The organism is Bacteroides sp. 11BF, from assembly GCF_019633765.1.
In the GTDB taxonomy this organism is placed as follows: Bacteria; Bacteroidota; Bacteroidia; order Bacteroidales; family Bacteroidaceae; genus Bacteroides; species Bacteroides hominis.
Map to the genome: position 1 here is coordinate 35,120 of NZ_JAFKPJ010000018.1, position 20,922 is coordinate 56,041.

Genomic DNA, 20,922 nt, shown 5'->3' on the forward strand with positions numbered 1-20,922 from the left:
ATACAGCACTATGGAACAGAAAAAGAAAGTAGTGGTTGCATTCAGCGGAGGTCTCGATACCTCGTTCACTGTAATGTACCTGGCTAAGGAAAAAGGATATGAAGTGTACGCTGCATGCGCCAATACAGGCGGTTTCAGCGAAGAACAACTGAAGCAGAACGAAGAGAATGCCTACAAACTGGGTGCTGTGAAATATGTCACCCTCGATGTCACTCAGGAATACTACGAAAAGAGTTTGAAATACATGATATTCGGCAACGTACTGCGTAATGGCACTTACCCGATTTCTGTTAGCTCCGAACGCATCTTCCAGGCACTGGCCATTGCACGTTATGCCAAGGAGATTGGCGCAGAAGCCATTGCACATGGTTCTACCGGAGCAGGAAACGACCAGATTCGCTTTGACATGACTTTCCTTGTCATGACTCCGGGTGTAGAAATCATTACGCTGACTCGTGATATGGCCCTAAGTCGTCAGGAGGAAATCGATTACCTGAACAAAAATGGTTTCGAAGCCGACTTTACGAAGCTGAAATACTCTTATAACGTCGGATTATGGGGTACTTCCATCTGTGGAGGAGAAATTCTGGACAGCGCACAGGGATTGCCCGAAACAGCTTATCTGAAACAAGTCACCAAAGAAGGTAGCGAACTACTGCGCCTTGAATTTAAAAACGGTGAGCTTCATGCTGTAAACGGTGAAGTCTTTGAAGACAAGATTGCAGCCATCCAGAAGGTGGAAGAAATAGGTGCAGCTTACGGTATTGGTCGTGATATGCACGTAGGAGATACCATCATCGGTATTAAGGGACGTGTTGGATTTGAAGCAGCTGCCCCGATGCTTATCATCGGCGCACACCGGTTCCTCGAAAAATATACGCTGAGCAAATGGCAACAATATTGGAAAGACCAAGTAGCCAACTGGTATGGCATGTTCCTTCACGAAAGCCAGTATCTGGAACCGGTAATGCGTGATATTGAAGCAATGCTACAGGAATCTCAGCGCAATGTAAACGGTACTGCAATCCTTGAACTCCGCCCCTTATCATTCTCCACCGTTGGTGTAGAGTCACAAGACGATCTGGTAAAAACCAAATTTGGTGAATATGGAGAAATGCAAAAGGGTTGGACAGCCGAAGACGCTAAAGGCTTCATCAAAGTAACTTCTACCCCGCTACGTGTTTACTATGCTAACCATAAAGACGAAGAAGTATGATAAAAGCAGGAATAATTGGCGGAGCAGGATACACGGCAGGCGAACTTATCCGCCTGCTTATCAACCATCCCGAAACCGAAATCATATTCGTTAACAGTACCAGTAATGCCGGAAACAAAATTACCGATGTGCATGAAGGACTTTACGGAGAGTGCGATCTGGTCTTTACCGACGAACTCCCGTTAGAAGACATCGATGTGCTTTTCTTCTGTACCGCCCATGGAGATACAAAGAAATTTATAGAAAGTCACAACATTCCGGAGGATCTGAAAATCATTGATTTATCAATGGACTACCGCATTGCTTCACCGGATCATGACTTTATTTATGGCCTGCCGGAATTAAATCGCCGTGCAACCTGCACAGCAAAACATGTAGCCAATCCGGGATGCTTTGCTACTTGTATCCAATTAGGATTACTTCCATTGGCAAAACATCTGATGCTAAACGGAGATGTAATGGTAAACGCCATTACAGGAAGCACAGGAGCAGGAGTAAAACCTGGAGCCACCAGTCATTTCAGTTGGCGAAACAATAATATGAGCGTGTACAAAGCTTTTGAACACCAACACGTTCCCGAAATCAGGCAATCACTGAAACAATTACAGAATAGTTTTGATTCAGAAATTGACTTCATCCCTTACCGGGGTGATTTTCCCCGCGGTATTTTTGCTACTTTAGTCGTAAAAACAAAGGTAGCATTAGAGGAAATTGTACGCATGTATGAGGAATATTATTCCAAAGACTCGTTTGTACACATCGTAGACAAAAACATAGACCTGAAACAGGTAGTAAATACCAATAAATGTCTGATTCACCTGGAAAAACACGGTGATAAACTATTGATCATTTCTTGTATTGACAATCTGTTGAAAGGTGCATCCGGGCAGGCAGTCCATAACATGAACCTGATGTTTAATCTGGAGGAGACGGTAGGCCTGCGCCTTAAACCCTCTGCATTCTAAAAAGCAATGAACCTATTTGACGTATATCCCCTTTTTGATATAAACATAGTAAAAGGAAAAGGTTGTCACGTTTGGGATGAAAACGGCACGGAATATCTGGATCTCTACGGAGGACATGCTGTCATCTCGATCGGACATGCTCACCCGCATTATGTTGACATGATTAGCAAGCAAGTGGCAACACTGGGCTTCTATTCAAATTCTGTAATCAACAAGTTACAGCAACAGGTAGCCGAACGTCTTGGAAAACTATCCGGATATGAAGATTACTCCCTATTCCTGATCAACAGTGGTGCCGAAGCAAATGAAAATGCACTGAAATTGGCCTCGTTCCATAACGGACGGACCAAAGTGATATCTTTCGGCAAAGCTTTTCACGGGCGTACTTCGCTGGCGGTAGAAGCTACAGATAATCCTAAGATTATAGCCCCGATCAATGCCAACGGGCATATAACCTACCTTCCGCTAAACGATACGGAGGCGATGAAAGCCGAACTGGCAAAAGGAGATGTTTGTGCTGTCATTATTGAAGGCATACAAGGAGTAGGCGGTATCAAAATACCAACAGCCGAATTCCTGCAGGAACTCCGTAAAGCCTGCACTGACAACGGCACAATCCTGATCTTAGACGAGATACAAAGCGGTTACGGACGTAGTGGCAAATTCTTTGCTCACCAGTATGCCGGAATCAAACCTGACATAATCACTGTTGCCAAAGGTATTGGAAACGGATTTCCAATGGCAGGGGTACTGATCAGCCCGATATTCACACCGGTATATGGCATGCTCGGGACTACTTTTGGTGGCAATCATCTGGCTTGCTCCGCTGCACTGGCGGTGATGGATGTCATTGAACAGGAAAAGTTGGTAGAAAATGCAGCCGACATCGGTACCTATCTGTTAGAAGAATTGAAAAAATTCAGAGAAATCAAAGAAGTTCGCGGATGCGGACTTATGATCGGAATGGAGTTCGACCAACCGGTAAAGGAAATCCGCAACCGCCTGATTCACGAACAAAAAGTATTTACCGGTGCCAGTGGTACGAATGTAATCCGTTTGCTACCTCCTCTCTGCCTCAGCAAGGCAGAAGCCGATGAATTCCTTGTCCGGCTAAGAAAAGTACTCGGTTAATAATCAGCATCCTTATAAGGAAAGTGAAAAAGTGAAAATACCTGCCACGTTTGCTCGTATTTTCACTTTTTACTTATACCTTTGTCAGAAACAGACTAAATAATTATAAAATATGAAAGTAGCTATCATTGGTGCAGGAAATATGGGAGGCTCCATTGCCTGCGGACTGGCAAAAGGCAAGCTGATCTCGGCTTCCGATATTATAGTGTCCAACCCCAGTGCCGGAAAACTGGAAGCGTTGAAAAAAGAATTCCCTTCTATCACTACCACTCGCAATAATGCAGAAGCTGCTATCGGTGCTGATATTGTGATTTTGACTGTGAAACCCTGGCTAATCAGAAGTGTGCTCCGCGAAATGAAACTAAAAAGCAAACAGATTCTCGTTTCCGTTGCAGCCGGAATCAGCTTCGAACAATTGGCGCATGATGTCGTTGAACCAGAGATGCCCATGTTCCGTATTGTCCCCAATACAGCTATCAGCGAACTACAAAGTATGACACTGATAGCTTCACGAAATGCCGGACACGATCTGGAAACACTGATGGTCAACCTCTTCAGTGAGATGGGGATGGCTATGATTTTGCCTGAGGACAAGCTGGAAGCAGCTACTGCTCTAACCTCTTGTGGCATTGCTTATGTACTGAAATATATTCAGGCTGCTATGCAAGCAGGTATTGAAATGGGAATCCGCCCGTCGGATGCCATGGACATGATTGCGCAATCCGTAAAAGGGGCTGCCGAACTGATACTGAACAACGATACCCATCCGAGTGTAGAGATTGACAAAGTGACTACTCCCGGCGGAATTACAATCAAAGGTATCAATGAGTTAGAGCATAATGGATTTACCTCTGCCATTATTAAAGCAATGAAAGCATCAAGATAGTGATTATATAATTTTAATCACAAAAAACAAAAACATTAATCACTAAACACTAAATTTATATGGACGACCAAATTAAACAAATAGCAGAACGTCTGCGTGGACTACGTGACGTACTTGAACTGACAGCTGAAGACATCGCCCGTGATTGTGAGATTTCAGCGGAAGAATATCGTCTTGCAGAAACCGGAGATTACGACATCTCAGTAAGTATGCTGCAAAAAATCGCACGTAAATACGGCATAGCTCTTGATGCTCTGATGTTCGGAGAAGAGCCTAAGATGAGCAGCTATTTCCTGACCCGTGCAGGTAAAGGAACCAGTATAGAACGTACCAAGGCGTATAAATACCAATCATTAGCGGCGGGCTTTATGAACCGAAACGCCGACCCGTTTATCGTAACTGTCGAACCAAAACCGGACAACGAACCGATACACTATAATAGCCATGGCGGCCAGGAGTTCAACTTGGTACTTGAAGGTCGCATGATGATCAGCATAGATGGAAAAGACCTGATACTAAACGAAGGGGACAGCTTGTACTTCAACTCAAAACTGCCCCATGGAATGAAAGCACTGGATGGAAAAACAGTGCGTTTTCTGGCAGTAATCATGTAATTATTTAAATGAAGAAAATGATAGATAGATTTTTATCGCAAACTTCCTTCAGTTCACAGGAAGATTTTGTCAAGAACTTAAAGATAAATGTTCCGGAAAACTTCAACTTCGGATACGATATAGTAGATGCCTGGGCTGCTGAACAGCCAGACAAACCGGCTTTGTTATGGACCAATGATAAAGGTGAACAACGCCAGTTCTCTTTTGCGGATATAAAACAATATACAGATCAGACAGCATCCTACTTTCAAAGTCTGGGCATCGGACATGGTGATATGGTCATGCTGATATTGAAACGACGTTACGAATTTTGGTTCAGCATCATCGCTTTGCATAAGCTGGGAGCCGTTGTTATCCCTGCCACCCACCTGCTAACCAAGAAAGACATTGCATATCGCTGCAATGCAGCCGATATAAAGATGATCGTAGCAGCCGGAGAAGAGGTTATTACTAAACATATCATAGATGCCATGCCGGACTCTCCTACAGTGAAACATTTGGTAAGTGTTGGCCCTGAAATAGCAGAAGGATTCGAAGATTTTCATCAAGGCATTAAAGATGCAGCCCCTTTCGCTAAACCGGAACATCCAAACTCCAACGATGATATCTCTTTGATGTACTTCACCAGCGGAACGACCGGTGAACCCAAAATGGTTGCACATGATTTCACCTATCCGTTGGGACATATTGTCACCGGTAGTTTCTGGCACAATCTGAAAGAAAACAGCCTTCATCTCACCATCGCCGATACAGGTTGGGGAAAAGCTGTATGGGGAAAGCTGTACGGACAATGGATAGCCGGAGCTAATGTTTTCGTCTACGACCACGAGAAGTTTACTCCAGCCGACATATTGGAGAAAATACAAAACTACCATGTTACTTCACTTTGTGCCCCTCCCACAATCTTCCGTTTTCTGATTCACGAAGATCTGACCAAATACGATCTTTCTTCCTTGGAATATTGCACGATTGCCGGTGAAGCATTAAATCCGGCAGTATTCGATACATTTAAGAAACTGACAGGCATCAAACTGATGGAAGGGTTCGGCCAAACGGAAACAACACTAACGGTTGCTACCTTCCCCTGGATGGAACCGAAACCGGGAAGCATGGGAGTCCCTAACCCCCAATATGATGTTGACCTGATAGACTATGAAGGCCGTTCGGTAGAGGCTGGCGAACAAGGACAGATTGTTATTCGGACTACTAACGGTAAACCGTTGGGACTGTTCAAAGAGTATTATCGCGACGCTGCGCGTACACATGAAGCATGGCATGACGGCATCTATTATACAGGTGATGTGGCCTGGAAAGATGAAGACGGCTATCTTTGGTTTGTAGGGCGTGCCGATGACGTAATAAAAAGCTCCGGTTACCGTATCGGACCGTTTGAAGTAGAAAGTGCGCTGATGACTCACCCTGCTGTAGTGGAGTGTGCCATCACTGGTGTACCCGATGAAATTCGAGGGCAAGTGGTAAAAGCAACTATTGTGCTGGCAAAAAATTATAAAGAACGTGCAGGTGAAGAATTGATAAAAGAACTCCAGAACCATGTGAAAAAAGTAACGGCTCCTTATAAGTATCCACGTGTCATTGAATTTGTAGATGAATTACCCAAAACTATCAGTGGCAAAATCCGGCGGGTGGAAATCCGTAAGAATGATGAGAAATAGCCCAATTATACAAAATTCGTACATAAAATATTGATCAAACCAACAAATCAGCAAACGTTTGCAACATAAGTGCTATAATATGAACTAAAATTGCTCTTCTGAAAGAAAACAACCTGCTATATTTGCAACATATTCATTTAATAACTAAAAAGCAAATGGTAGTAAGTAGAAAGATTTCTCAGGTTGAAGTATTCGCTGGTAGCCCATGGGAAGTGGCAAGTGTGAGAACCCTTCTAAAGGCTGCATCTATCGAAGTGGTGATGAAGGACAAAGGAATAGATTGCATACTGCTTTCTGTCCCCTGTGAATATTACACTGCAGCAATGCGGGTTATCAGCAACAGAATAGCTTCATAGGTTTGTTAGATTAGGTTTGATTAGGGACAAAAGCCGGAATGATTCGTGTTACATTCCGGCTTTTTATTTTCAACGCTTCTTATGATTATTATCACATCTTCTAAATAAAAACAATTTTCTCCAAGCATGAAAAAGATAATCATTGCATCCGACTCGTTTAAGGGTTCCCTGTCATCCGCAGAGGTAGCTGTATCTTGTGAAAAAGGTATTCGAAAAGTATTTCCGAAATGCGAAATCATAAAACTCCCTATAGCGGACGGCGGAGAAGGAACAATTGAAGCACTGGTCAGTGCAACAAATGGACGAATACATTCGTGTCACGTGCACGATCCATTAATGCGGTTAATAGAAGCCCGGTATGGCGTTTTGGGAGATGGAGAAACTGCTGTCATCGAAATGGCAGCCGCGAGTGGACTAACATTGATTGAACCCCATCTGAGAAATCCGATGAAAACAACCACTTATGGTACAGGCGAATTAATACAGGATGCCTTGGAACGCGGTTGCAGGAAATTTCTGATAGGAATCGGAGGTAGTGCCACCAATGATGCAGGCACGGGAATGTTGCAGGCATTAGGCATGAAGTTCCGGGATATAGCCGGAAATTTATTAGGGTATGGAGGAGAAATACTTCAAAAGATAGAGATGATTGATAGCAACGATTTCCCGGAAGATAAACTGGCAAAGTGTACATTCACCATCGCATGCGATGTAAACAACCCATTTTCCGGACCACAAGGAGCCGCATTTATTTTTGCTTCCCAAAAAGGAGCCGATGCAAAACAAATACGCATATTAGACACAGGACTGAAGCATTTTGCACAGTTGATTGCCCAAACCCTATATAAGGATATTGATGCTATCCCTGGAGCAGGAGCAGCCGGAGGCATGGGTGGCGGTTTTATGGCCTTCTTCAACGCTCGGTTATCCCGGGGAATTGATACTGTATTGGATGTTCTCCATTTTAATGAAAAACTACAAGGAGCCGATCTTGTGATTACAGGCGAAGGGAAAATGGATGCCCAAACTATAATGGGAAAAGCCCCTATGGGAGTTCTCAAAGCAGCCCAACGAAAAAATATTCCTGTAATTGGTATTGCCGGATGTGTGGATGAAACCGAATTGCTGAATAATGCAGGTTTTCTGGCTGTATATCCTATTGTAGAAGGTCCGGTCTCTCAAGAGCAAGCTATGGAAAAATCAAGGACCTGCAGCAACATAGAGAGAACTGTCCATCAATGCATGCGAATGTTATCCTTATTGCATAACTAACGGCATATAGATAACATCTCCATGAATAAAGTAAAAGCTCCATAAGTAATGAACTTATGGAGCTTTTTAGGATGCAACTATAGTACTCGAAGCGGGACTTGAACCCGCACAGCCGCAATGGCCAAAGGATTTTAAGTCCTTCGTGTCTACCATTCCACCATTCGAGCATCCTTTCAAAGAGAGCGGAAAACGAGACTCGAACTCGCGACCCTAACCTTGGCAAGGTTATGCTCTACCAACTGAGCTATTTCCGCGTTTTTTCAACGGGTGCAAAGATAAGTAGTTTCCTGCTTTCTGCCAAACTTTTTCCAAAGAAAAAATTCTCAAAGAAACGGAAAACTATTTTTATCATAAAAGCTATGTAAAGATAGAAGTTATCTTCACATAGCAATAATCTATCAAACACGCCCTAACAAGGTCTTTTCAGCCTGTTCCATGCTGTAGAAATTAAAGCCTTCCACTACATTTTGCATCAAAGCGGATATCTCATCATTACAAAGATTACCAATACTCCCTTCATGAGTATGATGCACCTTCTTATTATGCGAGAAGTTACCAGCTTCAATATCCAAGCCTACTTTTTTATAAGCATCCCGAAAAGGCATACCTTCACGTGCAAGGCGATTCACTTCTTCTACACTAAAGATAAAAAGATATTTATCATCATCAAGAATATGTTCATTCACCTTAATTTCATTCATGATGTATGTAGTCATCTGCAAGCAATCTTTCAGTTCTTGAAAAGCCGGCAAGAAAACCTCCTTGATAATTTGCAGATCACGAAAATATCCGGAAGGCAGGTTATTGGCAATCATCATAATTTGCTGTGGGAGAGATTGCAACTTATTACATTTAGCTCGTGTTAATTCAAACACATCCGGATTCTTCTTATGCGGCATGATACTGGAACCGGTAGTACATTCATCCGGCAGTTTCACAAAACCAAAATTCTGGCTATTGAACATACAGGCATCGAAAGCTAATTTTGAAATGGTTCCTGCAATTGTTGCCAGTGCAAAAGCGACGTTACGCTCCATCTTGCCACGTCCCATTTGAGCATAAACTACATTATAGTTCAAAGAGTCAAAACCAAGCAACTGGGTAGTCATCGTACGATTCAAAGGAAATGAAGAACCATATCCCGCAGCCGATCCCAAAGGATTACGGTTACACATCCTAAATGCAGCTTGCAAAAAGAGCATATCGTCCACCAAACTTTCGGCATATGCCCCGAACCAAAGGCCAAATGACGAGGGCATCGCAATCTGCAAATGAGTATACCCGGGCATTAATACACCTTTATATTGTTCACTCTGACGAATTAAAACGTGAAAGAGTTGCTCCACCGCCTCTGCCACTTCTTTTATCTGTGTGCGGGTAAAAAGCTTTAAGTCAAGTAATACCTGGTCATTACGTGAACGACCACTATGAATTTTCTTACCCACATCTCCCAACCGACGAGTCAACATCAACTCCACCTGAGAGTGAACGTCCTCAACTCCTTCTTCTATTACAAATTCTCCTTTCTCGGCAGAAACATAAATATCTTTCAATTCGGCTAACAATAAAGATAATTCATCTTTTGTCAATAAACCTATGCTCTCAAGCATAGTGATATGTGCCATTGAACCAAGTACATCATGTTTAGCAAGATAAAGATCCATCTCACGGTCACGACCAACGGTAAAGCGTTCTATATCCTTGTTTACCTCAACAGATTTCTCCCAAAGTTTCTGTGCCATATTCTTTAATATTGTATCATGGATAACATATCAGCCATCTTCTCCAGGCCTTCCTGTAAAGGCTTCTGTACCATTGCTTTCATAAATGGATTAATATCCAACCCAATGGTTATTTTAAGTTTACATTCTTCATCGGCTGAAGATACAATCTGAATCCACATATTAAAAGGCAGAGGAGAATTAATCGTCTCAAATTTAATACACTTACAGGGCTCACGTTCAATAATCTTAAGGGTTAGCTGTCCCACCGGATCTACATTGAAACTAAGTGTATCCGTATCAAAACTCATATCTTTCACTTTGTCTTGTGGTAAACGGTCCTTTATGGATTCCAGGTTACTAAGGTCCGCAAGTTTATCGTACACACGTTCCTGGCTATAAGGTATTACCTTGACACTACTCTCAAATTTAGTCATCTTATTCTATCTTACTTATAAAGAAAAAAGAAGAACAATCCGAACAGACTCTGTCCGAATGGCCCTTCTTTCTATATTTTAATCATCAAAAAAATCAGTCTTATTTTCCGGTTTCCCAATGAGCTGGATCCTTGCGCCATTCGTTTAACGTTGCAATATCTTCTTCTTCAATGTAACCGGTACGCAATGCAACATCCAACACTGCTTCATAATTAGTCAACGTTACCAGAGGTACTTTAGCATCTTTAAAAGCCTGTTCGGCAACCGGGAATCCGTAAGTATAGGCAGCTACCATACCAATTACTTCACAACCATCCCGACGGATAGCCTCTACGGCTTTCAAACTGCTTCCACCGGTAGAGATTAAATCTTCTACTACAACGACTTTCATACCCGGACGAAGTTCGCCTTCGATAAGATTCTCCAAGCCATGGTCTTTAGGGGTAGAACGGACATACACGAACGGAAGATTCAATGCATCAGCTACCAAAGCACCTTGAGGAATAGCACCTGTTGCAACTCCGGCAATGGCATCTACCTGTCCGAAACGTTCCAGAATCAGACGTGTAATTTCGAACTTAACAAAACTACGAAGAGAAGGATAAGAAAGGGTTTTACGGTTATCGCAGTAAAACGGTGATTTCCATCCGGAAGCCCATGTAAACGGATTTGCCGGTTGAAGCTTAATAGCTTTAATCTTCAACAACTTCTCGGCGAATAATCTCTCTAAATTTTTCATAACTAAACTAACTATGATAATTACAGGATGCAAAAATACGGAAATGGAACGAGACTAAAAAGAAGAAGCCGTATTATTTTTTTGTTATTTGTCACTTACTCTTCTTCCACTTGCACACAACGGCGGATATCATCCATTTCAAATCCTCTGCTCATGGCAAAACGGATCAACTTCCCATTCAACTCGAATTCATCTTTGGCGTGTATACTTTTACGTTTAGCAGCCATCAAATCTCCCAAAATAGCAAGATACTCTTCCTGATCAATGTCATTCAGGTATTTATAAGACACTTCACGAGATATCTTTTTCATGTAAAGTGCTTGAGCAATCTTCATTTTACCCCATTTGGCAAAACGAAACTTATCATTGACAAATGCCCTACAGTAACGTTCTTCATCTATAAACTTCTCAACCACAAGCCGATCAATAATCCGATTGACCGCTTCATAAGGCAAGCCCCACTTCTGTAGTTTTTCACTCACTTCAGCTTTACAATGCTCGGCTGCAGAGCAATAGCCAGCCATGCGGTTTAACGCATCTTCTTCTGTTATTATATTCATCGTTTAGCAGTTACAATTCGATCATTACCCGATATGTCTTTTATCAAACGAAGGTCTCTATATCCCTTTCCGCCAAGCATTTGCAAAATTTCTTCACCATACGCCCGATTTATCTCAAAATAGAGTTTACCATGCAGACTTAGCCTCTCTCTCCCCAAAGAGGCAATACGCCGGTAAAATAATAAAGGATCATTATCCGGAACAAACAGAGCCAGACCGGGCTCCCAATCCAAGACGTTAGGTTCCATTTCATTTTTTTCGCTCTCTGTCACATAAGGAGGGTTACTTACAATAATATCATATCGTCTGTCTCCAGAAAACTCCGTAGAAAAGACATCCACTTTCTCAAAATTCACTTTAGTTTTCAGTTCCTGATTGTTTTGCCTGGCGATGGCAAGTGCATTTTCCGACACATCCCACGCCGTAACCTCCACTCCAGGAATATGCTTAGACAAACTTATAGCAATACACCCACTTCCGGTTCCTATATCAAGCAGACGGACACCTGTAGCAGACTCTTTTACTATTAAATCCACCAGTTCTTCAGTTTCGGGACGAGGGATCAAGACTCCCGGAGCTACCCGGAACATGGATCCGTAGAAATTTGCCCTTCCCTGAATATACTGAATTGGCTCGTTTTTCTTCAACCGTTCAACAATGCTTTCTAAATCACGCTGTTCGTTTGCAGATAAAATTATATCTTTGCCCAAATAATAGTCAATAGCATCCTGCCCCAGCAGATCACAACAAATCATTTTTGTGAGGCTCCTGAGTTCTCCCGGTGGATAAATATGGTGTAAAGACTGGCGGATATAAGTGGTGACACAGTTCATTCTCATTATTTTGGGGTGCAAAAATACAAATAATATAGCTATAAGCCTAAAAGATGGAAGAAGAAAAATACATGAGACGTTGCATCCAATTGGCAAGAAACGGTCTTTGCAACGTATCTCCCAACCCAATGGTGGGGGCCGTCATCGTATGTGATGAACAAATCATCGGCGAAGGTTATCATGTCCGTTGTGGAGAAGCCCATGCCGAAGTCAACGCTATCCGTTCTGTTAAAGACCCCTCTTTACTGAAACGCAGTACTATATACGTAAGCCTTGAGCCTTGCTCCCATCATGGAAAGACACCTCCCTGTGCTGACCTAATCATAGAAAAGCAAATTCCCAAAATCGTAATCGGTTGCCAGGACCCATTTTCCAAAGTTGCGGGTAAAGGCATCCAAAAATTACGGAATGCCGGACGTGAGGTCATAGTGGGAGTCCTGGAAAAGGAGTGCCGCGAACTTATACAGAAATTCATCACCTTCCACACCCTTCATCGCCCTTATATTGTTTTAAAATGGGCAGAATCGGCTGATGGCTTCATCGACTTAGAGCGTACAGAAGGACACCCTGTGCTATTATCCACTCCCCTCACTTCCATGTTGGTACATAAAAAAAGAGCAGAATCGGATGCTATTATGATAGGTACCCGAACAGCATTATTAGACGATCCGGCATTAACTGTACGTCACTGGTACGGGCATAACCCGGTACGCATAGCTCTGGACCGTAATCATTCGCTTCCTCAGACTTCACACCTTTTAGATGGCAGCGTGCCTACACTCATTTTTACGGAATGCCACCGCCCCGGTAAAAAGAATCTGGAATATATCCCCTTGGACTATCAAACAGATATTCTGCCACAAATACTGGCAACCCTCTATCAGCGTAATCTACAATCCTTGATGGTCGAAGGAGGCAAGATATTACTGGAATCATTTATCTGCTCCGGAATATGGGATGAAATTATTATAGAAAGAAGCGACAAACGGCTTTATTCCGGTGTTAAAGCACCTGAAATAAGCGATAAAATTAGTTATTCAGAAGAAAAACATTTCGCTACAACCTTCAGGCATTACTTAAAGAGAAATACCTAAATTCGCAGCATTCAGGGAGTTTTATATCGACAAAATCGAGCAGATTATCTATAATTTTATATAAAACTTCCCTTCAATGTTCAATATAGAGAAAAATGTTCCTATTTTTGCAACTTGTAAATAAACACAATCTTTCAAATGAGAATAAAGTTTTTATCAGTAATTGTAAGTTTCTTCCTTGTATCGTTTGCCGTTACTTCGTGCCTTGACACTGAAGAAATTGAATACAGCCCGGATGCTACCATACATGCATTTGCACTTGATACCGTACATGGGGTAAACTATAAATTTACAATAGATCAATTTGGGCCTGACGGAGTTGGACTTATTTATAACCAGGATTCACTGCCTGTGGGCTCCGATACAATTATTGACCGTATTCTTATAAAACTAACCACAGCGTCTGGAATAGTCACGGCTAAAAACGCAGAGGGTCAGGACACCTTGTTTAATTACTCCGACTCTATAGACCTCAGGGGCACTATGGAAAAGCCCATGAGAATAAAGGTATGGGCCGCGGATATGCAATATACCAAAGAGTACACCATTTCAGTGCGCGTACACCGACAGGATCCGGACTCCATGAACTGGACTAAAATGACAGATAACTTCGCTAACTATAGCGGATATCAGAAGTCCGTAATTCTGGGTGAAGGCATTCTTGTGTATACATCAAACACTACTGCCTACAAATCATCAGGAGACGTAATCAACAAAGGAAGAAGTTGGACACAGGTATCTGTTACCGGGCTTCCGGAAAACATAAAACTCTCTTCCCTCATTGCTTTTGGTGAAAAATTGTATGCCACAAACGGTGAGAAAGTATATGTTTCTTCAGATGGGGCATCATGGAGTCTTGCAACCGATTTGAATAAAAACGGTAAAGTAGAGATGCTGATCGCTCCCTTCCCCAAGAATGAGGGCAATCTGCTGGATATCTCCGGAATTGCCGGTATTATTAATAATGGTAGTCAATCTACATTTGCGATAAGCAATCCTGAAGCAACCGCATGGAATATCAGTTCAGAAGAAGTCGGTTCTGACTTCCCGCTGGATAATTTGTCAGCAACTTCTTATCTCAATGCTACAGGAATACAGACGATAGCCGTAATGGGCAATAATCGCAATGCAAGCGATACAACTTCGGTGGCCTGGAGTTCACAGGACGGTTTACTTTGGATTCCTTTAAAAACGTCATCGACCACTGCCTATTGTCCGAAGCTCGACAAACCGTCTTTCTTCTATTATGGCAACGCTTTCTGGGCATTCGGAGGAAAGTTCGAAACGATCTACACATCGGAAGCAGGACTTGCCTGGTATAAAGCCGATAAGAAAATCTTCTTACCGACTGAATTCAAAGACAGAGGGAACAATTACTCTACTGTAGTGGACAAAGATAACTTTATCTGGGTAATATGGAGTAACGGCGATGCCAACGAAGTATGGCGTGGACGACTTAATAAATTTGGTTTTGCCAGACAGAACAAATAATTAAAGAAATGTCCTATAAAGAACAAATAGATTTAAACCGGATACCTAAGCATGTAGCCATTATCATGGACGGTAACGGACGATGGGCCAAACAACGCGGACGCGAACGTAGTTTTGGACATCAGGCCGGAGCCGAAACTGTGCATATCATCACTGAAGAGGCAGCCAGATTAGGAGTCAAATTCCTTACCTTATATACCTTTTCAACCGAAAACTGGAACCGGCCATCGGACGAAGTCGCTGCATTGATGAGCCTCCTATTCGACTCTATCGAAGAGGAAACATTTATGAAAAACAATATAAGTTTCCGTATTATCGGAGACATCAACAAACTACCCGAAAATGTACGGAAGCGCTTGAATGCCTGTGTCGAACGTACTTCCAAAAACACAGGAATGTGTCTGGTACTTGCCCTCAGTTATTCTGCCAGATGGGAAATAACCGAGGCCGCACGGCAGATTGCCACATTGGTTCAGAAAGGAGAAATGACTCCTGAAGAAATTACTTCGGAAAGCATCCAGACGCATCTGACAACCAATTTCATGCCCGATCCGGACCTCTTAATCCGTACAGGCGGAGAGATTCGTTTAAGCAACTATCTACTTTGGCAATGTGCTTATTCGGAGCTTTATTTTTGTGAAACCTTCTGGCCAGACTTTAAGGAAGAAGAATTGCACAAAGCTATCTGTGACTACCAGAGACGCGAACGCAGATTCGGAAAGACCAGCGAACAAATCAGTTAACTCAAAACTTAATTATAACATAAATGCATTATCGTATTTCCTTCATATTCGTAACGTTTATCAGCCTGTTTTGCTTTGCATTGCCGGGCGTAGCACAAGATGCTAACACTGACGAATCAAAACCCGTTATCATGTATTCCGGGACACCGAAAAAATATGAAATAGCCGACATCAAGGTCGAAGGTGTCAAGAACTACGAAGATTATGTTCTTATCGGACTGTCCGGACTTTCTGTAGGACAAACTATTACCGTACCGGGTGATGAGATCACGGGGGCAATCAAACGCTACTGGCGTCACGGTCTGTTCTCCAACGTGTCAATCACAGCCGAAAAGGTAGAAGGCAATAAAATCTGGCTGAAGATCAGTCTGACTCAACGTCCGCGCATTTCAGACATACGTTATCACGGTGTGAAAAAGTCGGAGCGTGAAGACCTACAGACCAAACTGGGTATGATAAAAGGCAGTCAGATTACTCCGAATCTGGTGGACCGTGCAAAGGTTTTAAGTAAACGCTATTTCGACGATAAAGGATTTAAGAATGCAGAAATAACCATCACTCAAAGAGATGATCCTGCAAATGAAAATCAAGTATTGGTCGACATAGATATCGATAAGAAAGAAAAGGTAAAAGTCCATGCCATTACTTTTGCCGGTAACCATGCTATCAAAACATCGAAGCTGAAACGTGTGATGAAGAAAACAAACGAAAAGGGAAAACTGCTGAACTTGTTCCGCACCAAGAAGTTTGTTAATGAGAAGTATGAAGAGGACAAGCAACTGATTATTGATAAGTACAACGAACTGGGTTATCGCGATGCACGTATCGTGAAAGACAGCGTATCCAAATTTGACGATAAAACGGTAGATGTATACATTGAATTGGAGGAAGGCGATAAATACTACCTTCGCAACGTAACATGGGTGGGTAACACTCTTTATCCCTCAGAACAACTGAACTTTATGCTCCGCATGAAGAAAGGAGATGTATACAACCAGAAATTGCTGAATGAACGTTTGTCAACCGATGAAGACGCTATCGGTAACCTCTATTACAACAATGGTTATCTGTTCTACACGTTAGATCCGGTAGAAGTGAATATCGACAACGACTCTATCGACCTGGAGATGAGAATCTACGAAGGCCGGCAAGCCAGCATCAATAAGATCAAGATCAATGGTAATGACCGTTTGTACGAAAACGTTGTTCGCCGTGAACTCCGTACCCGCCCGGGCGAGTTGTTCAGCCGTGAGGACCTGATGCGTTCTATGCGTGAGATCCAACAAATGGGACACTTTGACCCGGAAAACATCAAACCGGATATTCAGCCGGACCAAGTGAATGGAACCGTAGATATTGCCTATGATCTGGTATCCAAAGCAAATGACCAGGTAGAGTTCTCTGCCGGTTGGGGACAGACGGGTGTTATCGGTAAATTAAGTTTGAAATTTACAAACTTCTCTTTGGCAAACCTATTGCACCCGGGAGAAAACTATCGTGGTATCCTGCCTCAGGGTGACGGACAGACACTGACCATCAGTGGACAGACCAATGCACAATACTATCAGCAGTATAGCATTTCGTTCTTTGATCCCTGGTTCGGAGGTAAACGTCCGAATTCATTCTCCCTGTCGGCATTCTTCTCAGTTCAGACTGATATCAGCAGCCGTTACTATAACTCAAGCTACTATAACAATTACTACAACAGTTATTACAGCGGCTTAGGCGGTTACGGTATGTACAATTATGGTAACTATAACAACTACGAAAACTATTATGACCCTGACAAGTCAATCAAAATGTGGGGTCTGTCAGCAGGTTGGGGAAAACGCTTGAACTGGCCGGATGACTACTTCCAGCTTTCAGCCGAGCTTTCTTATCAAAGATATATCTTGAAAGACTGGCAGTACTTCCCGGTAACCAACGGTAAATGTAACGACTTAAGCATCGGCTTGACATTGGCCCGCGCTTCTTACGATAACCCGATTTATCCGCGTAGTGGTTCAGACTTCTCTCTGTCTGTACAGTTCACACCGCCTTACTCACTGTTCGACGGAGTAGACTACAGTAAATATAACGAGTACAACCAGAACGATATGAACAAAATGCACAAATGGGTAGAATACCATAAGTGGAAGTTCAAAGCAAAAACATATATTCCGTTGCTGAACCCGACAACCGTGAAAAAAACTCCGGTGCTGATGACACGTGTGGAATTCGGTATATTGGGCCACTACAACAAATATAAGAAATCTCCGTTCGGTACATTTGACGTCGGTGGTGACGGTATGACCGGATATTCAAGCTATGCAACCGAGAGTGTCGCCCTTCGTGGTTACGAAAACAGTTCGTTAACTCCGTACCGTGGACAAGAAGGATATGCCTACACTCGTATCGGATTTGAATTAAGATATCCGCTGATGCTGGAAACAAGTACCAATATTTATGCGTTAACATTCCTGGAAGCCGGTAATGCATGGCATGATGTGAAGAACTTCAATCCGTTCGACCTGAAACGTTCGGCCGGTGTAGGTGTCCGCATCTTCCTCCCGATGATCGGTATGATGGGTATCGACTGGGCATACGGTTTCGACAAAGTACTTGGCGACAAGAGCGCAGGCGGAAGCAGATTCCACTTCGTATTGGGTCAGGAATTCTAATTGTTTCATTAAAAACTAAGCGTTATGAAAAAGTCTGTTCTATTTATCATCTTGCTGTTTGCCGTAGGTATGACAGCTCAAGCACAAAAGTTTGCTCTGATCGATATGGAGTATATCCTGAAGAACATTCCGGCTTACGAACGTGCCAACGAACAATTGAACCAAGCCACCAAACAATGGCAGGGTGAAGTCGAAGTATTGGCAAAGGAAGCACAAACCATGTTTAAAGACTATCAAGCTGCATCTGCAAAGTTGACGGCTGCGCAGAAAACTCAAAAAGAAGATGCCATCGTAGAAAAAGAAAAGGCTGCCTCAGAGTTGAAACGGAAGTACTTTGGTCCCGAAGGCGAGCTTTTTAAGAAGAGAGAAGAACTGATGAAGCCCATTCAGGATGAAATATACAATGCCGTAAAAATAGTAGCCGAAGAAAACGGCTACGCTGTAGTAGTGGACAGAGCCTCAGCTTCGAGCATTATTTTTGCTACTCCGCGCATTGATGTGAGCAATGAAGTGCTGGCGAAATTAGGATATTCAAATTAATTTCATACATTTGCAGCCGATAACTAAAAAGTAATCATTCAAATAAATAATAGAACTATGCTTAAAAAAATTGCACTTTTAATGATGCTGGTACTCCCGATGGGCGTATTCGCACAAAATCTTAAATTCGGTCACATCAATGCAATGGAAATTGTTTCGGCTATGCCGGAATACACCAAAGCACAATCTGAATTGCAGGCATTGAACAAACAACTCGGACAGGACCTTCAGAGAACTCAAGAAGAATTCAACAAAAAATATCAGGAGTTCATGCAGCAGAAAGACTCTCTTCCTACTGTGATTGCAGAAAGAAGACAAAAAGAGTTGGAAGACATGATGCAGAGACAAGAACAATTCCAGGCTAAGGCGCAACAGGATATGGAGAAAGCCAATAACGACCTGATGGCTCCGGTATACAAGAAGCTGGACGATGCTATCAAAGCAGTAGGCGCAGCAGAAGGTGTTATCTACATTTTCGACATGGCACGTACTCCGATACCTTACGTTAACGAAAATCAGAGCATCAACCTGACTCCGAAAGTAAAGACCCAATTGGGCATTAAATAAGAGTCGGAAGCTATAAAGTTACGAGCTACAAGCTACAAGTACTATGCGGAAAATACGCTACGACTTGTCACTTGTAGCTCGTAACATTTTAACCCATCTCCGTTATGAAACAATCCCTTTCCCAGAAACCCGGTCCTATCGGAGTATTCGACTCCGGATATGGCGGACTGACCATCCTGAGTAAAATCCGGGAGGCTCTTCCGGATTATGACTATATCTACCTGGGCGACAACGCCCGTACCCCTTACGGTACCCGTTCTTTTGAAATCGTATATGAATTTACCCTGCAGGCGGTTAACAAACTGTTTGAGATGGGTTGCCACTTAGTGATACTTGCCTGCAATACAGCTTCGGCCAAGGCATTAAGAACCATACAAATGAACAACCTTCCGGATATCGATCCCAGCCGAAGAGTCCTGGGAGTCATTCGTCCAACGGTAGAGTGCATCGGCAGCATAACCCGAACCCGCCATGTCGGAGTATTGGCCACAGCCGGCACCATCAAATCGGAATCGTATCCGCTCGAAATACATAAACTCTTTCCGGACATAAAAGTAAGTGGAGAAGCTTGCCCAATGTGGGTACCTCTGGTCGAAAACAACGAAGCCAATGGTGAGGGAACCGACTTTTTCATCCGTAAATACATCCACAACCTGCTTGCCAAAGACGGACAGATAGACACTATCATTTTGGGATGTACCCACTACCCGCTGCTGCTGCCCAAGATACAACAGTTCGTGCCCCAAAGTATGAAAGTGGTTGCACAGGGAGAATATGTAGCCGCCAGCCTGAAAGATTACCTCTACAGGCACCCCGAAATGGACCGGAAATGCACTCGGGGAGGCAGTTGCAGCTTTTGTACCACAGAAGCCGAAGATAAATTTATTGAATCGGCCTCAACATTCCTCAACCAAGACATTACGGTACAACGGATATCTTTGGAATAATCTATATGTAAAACAACATTATCCAGGTTCTTTTTGTTATATTTGTAGGAGATAACCACATAATATCCCTACCATTATGAAAGAAGATAAAGACACCCGCTTAGTAGAAGTCTTCACCGGTTCACCTTGGGAAGCAGAGTTTACCAAAGGATTACTTGAAAGCAATGGAATAGAATCCATTCTGAAGGACGGAGGTGGCCTTGCGGCTCTGGCACCTTACTACATCGGACAGGAAATAGCCGTCCTCGTCAATGAAGACGATTACGAGCAGGCTATGGAAATAGTGAGAAACCGGGAAAAGGCGAACGAATAAATCACCAAACATTTTTTCTCCTCCCACGCAGACATGTCCGTCAGGCATACCCACGTGGGAGAGGTATGTACTACCGGCACCTAATCCCTCTCTTTAGGCACCCGGATGATAAGACCTTTCATTTAATGTACCCCTTAGGTTACATTTCGACAAAAATCCATATA

General features: G+C 42.9%; 21 protein-coding genes and 2 tRNA genes. 16 read left to right on the top strand and 7 right to left on the bottom strand.

Translation table 11 applies throughout. The features are described from left to right. Positions 1 to 10: 10 nt before the first annotated feature. The 8 genes from JZY04_RS17095 (at position 11) to JZY04_RS17130 (ending at position 8,113) form a co-directional block, all read left to right on the top strand. Positions 11 to 1,216 (top strand): argininosuccinate synthase, encoded by a 1,206-nt coding sequence (locus JZY04_RS17095; RefSeq protein ID WP_005778881.1) that lies wholly within the window; start codon positions 11 to 13, stop codon positions 1,214 to 1,216. After that, a complete protein-coding gene (gene argC, locus JZY04_RS17100; RefSeq protein ID WP_005778883.1) occupies positions 1,213 to 2,181 on the top strand; it encodes an N-acetyl-gamma-glutamyl-phosphate reductase in 969 nt (322 codons plus the stop codon). The genes JZY04_RS17095 and argC overlap by 4 nt, the downstream gene beginning before the upstream one ends. A 6-nt stretch (positions 2,182 to 2,187) precedes the next feature. Beyond that, positions 2,188 to 3,312, top strand: coding sequence for an aspartate aminotransferase family protein (locus tag JZY04_RS17105; protein WP_122142898.1), 1,125 nt, complete (start codon positions 2,188 to 2,190; stop codon positions 3,310 to 3,312). A gap of 112 nt (positions 3,313 to 3,424) precedes the next feature. After that, positions 3,425 to 4,198, top strand: coding sequence for a pyrroline-5-carboxylate reductase (gene proC / locus JZY04_RS17110; RefSeq protein ID WP_005810731.1), 774 nt, complete (start codon positions 3,425 to 3,427; stop codon positions 4,196 to 4,198). Positions 4,199 to 4,257: 59 nt separating this feature from the next. Next, positions 4,258 to 4,812 carry a helix-turn-helix domain-containing protein gene (locus JZY04_RS17115; protein ID WP_005778890.1) on the top strand — a complete coding sequence of 185 codons (555 nt, stop codon included), beginning with the start codon at positions 4,258 to 4,260 and terminating at the stop codon, positions 4,810 to 4,812. Positions 4,813 to 4,829: 17 nt separating this feature from the next. Next, positions 4,830 to 6,485, top strand: a complete 1,656-nt coding sequence (locus tag JZY04_RS17120) for an AMP-binding protein (protein WP_122142899.1) — start codon at positions 4,830 to 4,832, stop codon at positions 6,483 to 6,485. Between the two features lie 155 nt (positions 6,486 to 6,640). Further along, on the top strand, positions 6,641 to 6,841 hold the full coding sequence (locus JZY04_RS17125; RefSeq protein WP_005778894.1) for a DUF2007-related protein: 201 nt from the start codon (positions 6,641 to 6,643) through the stop codon (positions 6,839 to 6,841). 126 nt (positions 6,842 to 6,967) lie between these two features. Next, entirely contained in the window at positions 6,968 to 8,113 is a 1,146-nt protein-coding gene (locus JZY04_RS17130; RefSeq protein ID WP_122142900.1) for a glycerate kinase, read from the top strand. Between the two features lie 83 nt (positions 8,114 to 8,196). On the opposite strand, the gene JZY04_RS17135 is transcribed toward JZY04_RS17130, so the two are convergent. The 7 genes from JZY04_RS17135 to prmC all read right to left on the bottom strand — a co-directional run bounded on the left by JZY04_RS17135 (position 8,197) and on the right by prmC (position 12,403). Next, positions 8,197 to 8,280: transfer RNA gene (locus JZY04_RS17135), tRNA-Leu, on the bottom strand. Between the two features lie 14 nt (positions 8,281 to 8,294). Then, positions 8,295 to 8,367: transfer RNA gene (locus JZY04_RS17140), tRNA-Gly, on the bottom strand. 144 nt (positions 8,368 to 8,511) lie between these two features. Beyond that, positions 8,512 to 9,855, bottom strand: coding sequence for an argininosuccinate lyase (gene argH / locus JZY04_RS17145; protein ID WP_005810765.1), 1,344 nt, complete (start codon positions 9,853 to 9,855; stop codon positions 8,512 to 8,514). Positions 9,856 to 9,860: 5 nt separating this feature from the next. Continuing rightward, entirely contained in the window at positions 9,861 to 10,271 is a 411-nt protein-coding gene (locus JZY04_RS17150; RefSeq protein WP_005778931.1) for an SRPBCC family protein, read from the bottom strand. Between the two features lie 100 nt (positions 10,272 to 10,371). Next, positions 10,372 to 11,010: an orotate phosphoribosyltransferase gene (pyrE, locus tag JZY04_RS17155; protein WP_005810767.1), complete on the bottom strand. Its 639-nt coding sequence runs from the start codon at positions 11,008 to 11,010 to the stop codon at positions 10,372 to 10,374. 95 nt (positions 11,011 to 11,105) lie between these two features. Next, positions 11,106 to 11,570, bottom strand: a complete 465-nt coding sequence (locus JZY04_RS17160) for a regulatory protein RecX (RefSeq protein ID WP_005778936.1) — start codon at positions 11,568 to 11,570, stop codon at positions 11,106 to 11,108. After that, on the bottom strand, positions 11,567 to 12,403 hold the full coding sequence (prmC, locus tag JZY04_RS17165) for a peptide chain release factor N(5)-glutamine methyltransferase (protein WP_122142901.1): 837 nt from the start codon (positions 12,401 to 12,403) through the stop codon (positions 11,567 to 11,569). Before prmC ends, JZY04_RS17160 begins: the two co-directional genes overlap by 4 nt. A 53-nt stretch (positions 12,404 to 12,456) precedes the next feature. Between prmC and ribD the strand changes: the two genes are divergently transcribed. The 8 genes from ribD (at position 12,457) to JZY04_RS17205 (ending at position 20,758) form a co-directional block, all read left to right on the top strand. Then, positions 12,457 to 13,497, top strand: a complete 1,041-nt coding sequence (gene ribD / locus JZY04_RS17170; protein ID WP_181996442.1) for a bifunctional diaminohydroxyphosphoribosylaminopyrimidine deaminase/5-amino-6-(5-phosphoribosylamino)uracil reductase RibD — start codon at positions 12,457 to 12,459, stop codon at positions 13,495 to 13,497. A gap of 138 nt (positions 13,498 to 13,635) precedes the next feature. Next, entirely contained in the window at positions 13,636 to 14,988 is a 1,353-nt protein-coding gene (locus JZY04_RS17175) for a DUF6242 domain-containing protein (RefSeq protein WP_122142902.1), read from the top strand. A gap of 8 nt (positions 14,989 to 14,996) precedes the next feature. Then, entirely contained in the window at positions 14,997 to 15,731 is a 735-nt protein-coding gene (locus JZY04_RS17180; protein ID WP_005778944.1) for an isoprenyl transferase, read from the top strand. Positions 15,732 to 15,754: 23 nt separating this feature from the next. After that, complete coding sequence (gene bamA, locus JZY04_RS17185) at positions 15,755 to 18,391, top strand: outer membrane protein assembly factor BamA (RefSeq protein WP_032531764.1); 2,637 nt, start codon at positions 15,755 to 15,757, stop codon at positions 18,389 to 18,391. Between the two features lie 24 nt (positions 18,392 to 18,415). Then, positions 18,416 to 18,931, top strand: a complete 516-nt coding sequence (locus JZY04_RS17190) for an OmpH family outer membrane protein (RefSeq protein ID WP_122142903.1) — start codon at positions 18,416 to 18,418, stop codon at positions 18,929 to 18,931. A gap of 57 nt (positions 18,932 to 18,988) precedes the next feature. After that, positions 18,989 to 19,498 (top strand): OmpH family outer membrane protein, encoded by a 510-nt coding sequence (locus JZY04_RS17195; RefSeq protein ID WP_005810775.1) that lies wholly within the window; start codon positions 18,989 to 18,991, stop codon positions 19,496 to 19,498. Positions 19,499 to 19,602: 104 nt separating this feature from the next. After that, a complete protein-coding gene (gene murI / locus JZY04_RS17200; RefSeq protein ID WP_122142904.1) occupies positions 19,603 to 20,445 on the top strand; it encodes a glutamate racemase in 843 nt (280 codons plus the stop codon). A 76-nt stretch (positions 20,446 to 20,521) separates the two neighbouring features. Further along, positions 20,522 to 20,758, top strand: a complete 237-nt coding sequence (locus JZY04_RS17205) for a DUF2007-related protein (RefSeq protein ID WP_005778954.1) — start codon at positions 20,522 to 20,524, stop codon at positions 20,756 to 20,758. The last annotated feature ends 164 nt before the right edge of the window (positions 20,759 to 20,922 follow it).

Excerpts from the sequence above, each read along its gene's own strand:
- JZY04_RS17095 (WP_005778881.1), top strand. The coding sequence starts at position 11 with ATGGAACAGAAAAAGAAAGTAGTGGTTGCATTCAGCGGAGGTCTCGAT.
- argC (WP_005778883.1), top strand. The coding sequence starts at position 1,213 with ATGATAAAAGCAGGAATAATTGGCGGAGCAGGATACACGGCAGGCGAA.
- JZY04_RS17105 (WP_122142898.1), top strand. The coding sequence starts at position 2,188 with ATGAACCTATTTGACGTATATCCCCTTTTTGATATAAACATAGTAAAA.
- proC (WP_005810731.1), top strand. The coding sequence starts at position 3,425 with ATGAAAGTAGCTATCATTGGTGCAGGAAATATGGGAGGCTCCATTGCC.
- JZY04_RS17115 (WP_005778890.1), top strand. The coding sequence starts at position 4,258 with ATGGACGACCAAATTAAACAAATAGCAGAACGTCTGCGTGGACTACGT.
- JZY04_RS17120 (WP_122142899.1), top strand. The coding sequence starts at position 4,830 with ATGATAGATAGATTTTTATCGCAAACTTCCTTCAGTTCACAGGAAGAT.
- JZY04_RS17125 (WP_005778894.1), top strand. The coding sequence starts at position 6,641 with ATGGTAGTAAGTAGAAAGATTTCTCAGGTTGAAGTATTCGCTGGTAGC.
- JZY04_RS17130 (WP_122142900.1), top strand. The coding sequence starts at position 6,968 with ATGAAAAAGATAATCATTGCATCCGACTCGTTTAAGGGTTCCCTGTCA.
- argH (WP_005810765.1), bottom strand. The coding sequence starts at position 9,855 with ATGGCACAGAAACTTTGGGAGAAATCTGTTGAGGTAAACAAGGATATA.
- JZY04_RS17150 (WP_005778931.1), bottom strand. The coding sequence starts at position 10,271 with ATGACTAAATTTGAGAGTAGTGTCAAGGTAATACCTTATAGCCAGGAA.
- pyrE (WP_005810767.1), bottom strand. The coding sequence starts at position 11,010 with ATGAAAAATTTAGAGAGATTATTCGCCGAGAAGTTGTTGAAGATTAAA.
- JZY04_RS17160 (WP_005778936.1), bottom strand. The coding sequence starts at position 11,570 with ATGAATATAATAACAGAAGAAGATGCGTTAAACCGCATGGCTGGCTAT.
- prmC (WP_122142901.1), bottom strand. The coding sequence starts at position 12,403 with ATGAACTGTGTCACCACTTATATCCGCCAGTCTTTACACCATATTTAT.
- ribD (WP_181996442.1), top strand. The coding sequence starts at position 12,457 with ATGGAAGAAGAAAAATACATGAGACGTTGCATCCAATTGGCAAGAAAC.
- JZY04_RS17175 (WP_122142902.1), top strand. The coding sequence starts at position 13,636 with ATGAGAATAAAGTTTTTATCAGTAATTGTAAGTTTCTTCCTTGTATCG.
- JZY04_RS17180 (WP_005778944.1), top strand. The coding sequence starts at position 14,997 with ATGTCCTATAAAGAACAAATAGATTTAAACCGGATACCTAAGCATGTA.
- bamA (WP_032531764.1), top strand. The coding sequence starts at position 15,755 with ATGCATTATCGTATTTCCTTCATATTCGTAACGTTTATCAGCCTGTTT.
- JZY04_RS17190 (WP_122142903.1), top strand. The coding sequence starts at position 18,416 with ATGAAAAAGTCTGTTCTATTTATCATCTTGCTGTTTGCCGTAGGTATG.
- JZY04_RS17195 (WP_005810775.1), top strand. The coding sequence starts at position 18,989 with ATGCTTAAAAAAATTGCACTTTTAATGATGCTGGTACTCCCGATGGGC.
- murI (WP_122142904.1), top strand. The coding sequence starts at position 19,603 with ATGAAACAATCCCTTTCCCAGAAACCCGGTCCTATCGGAGTATTCGAC.
- JZY04_RS17205 (WP_005778954.1), top strand. The coding sequence starts at position 20,522 with ATGAAAGAAGATAAAGACACCCGCTTAGTAGAAGTCTTCACCGGTTCA.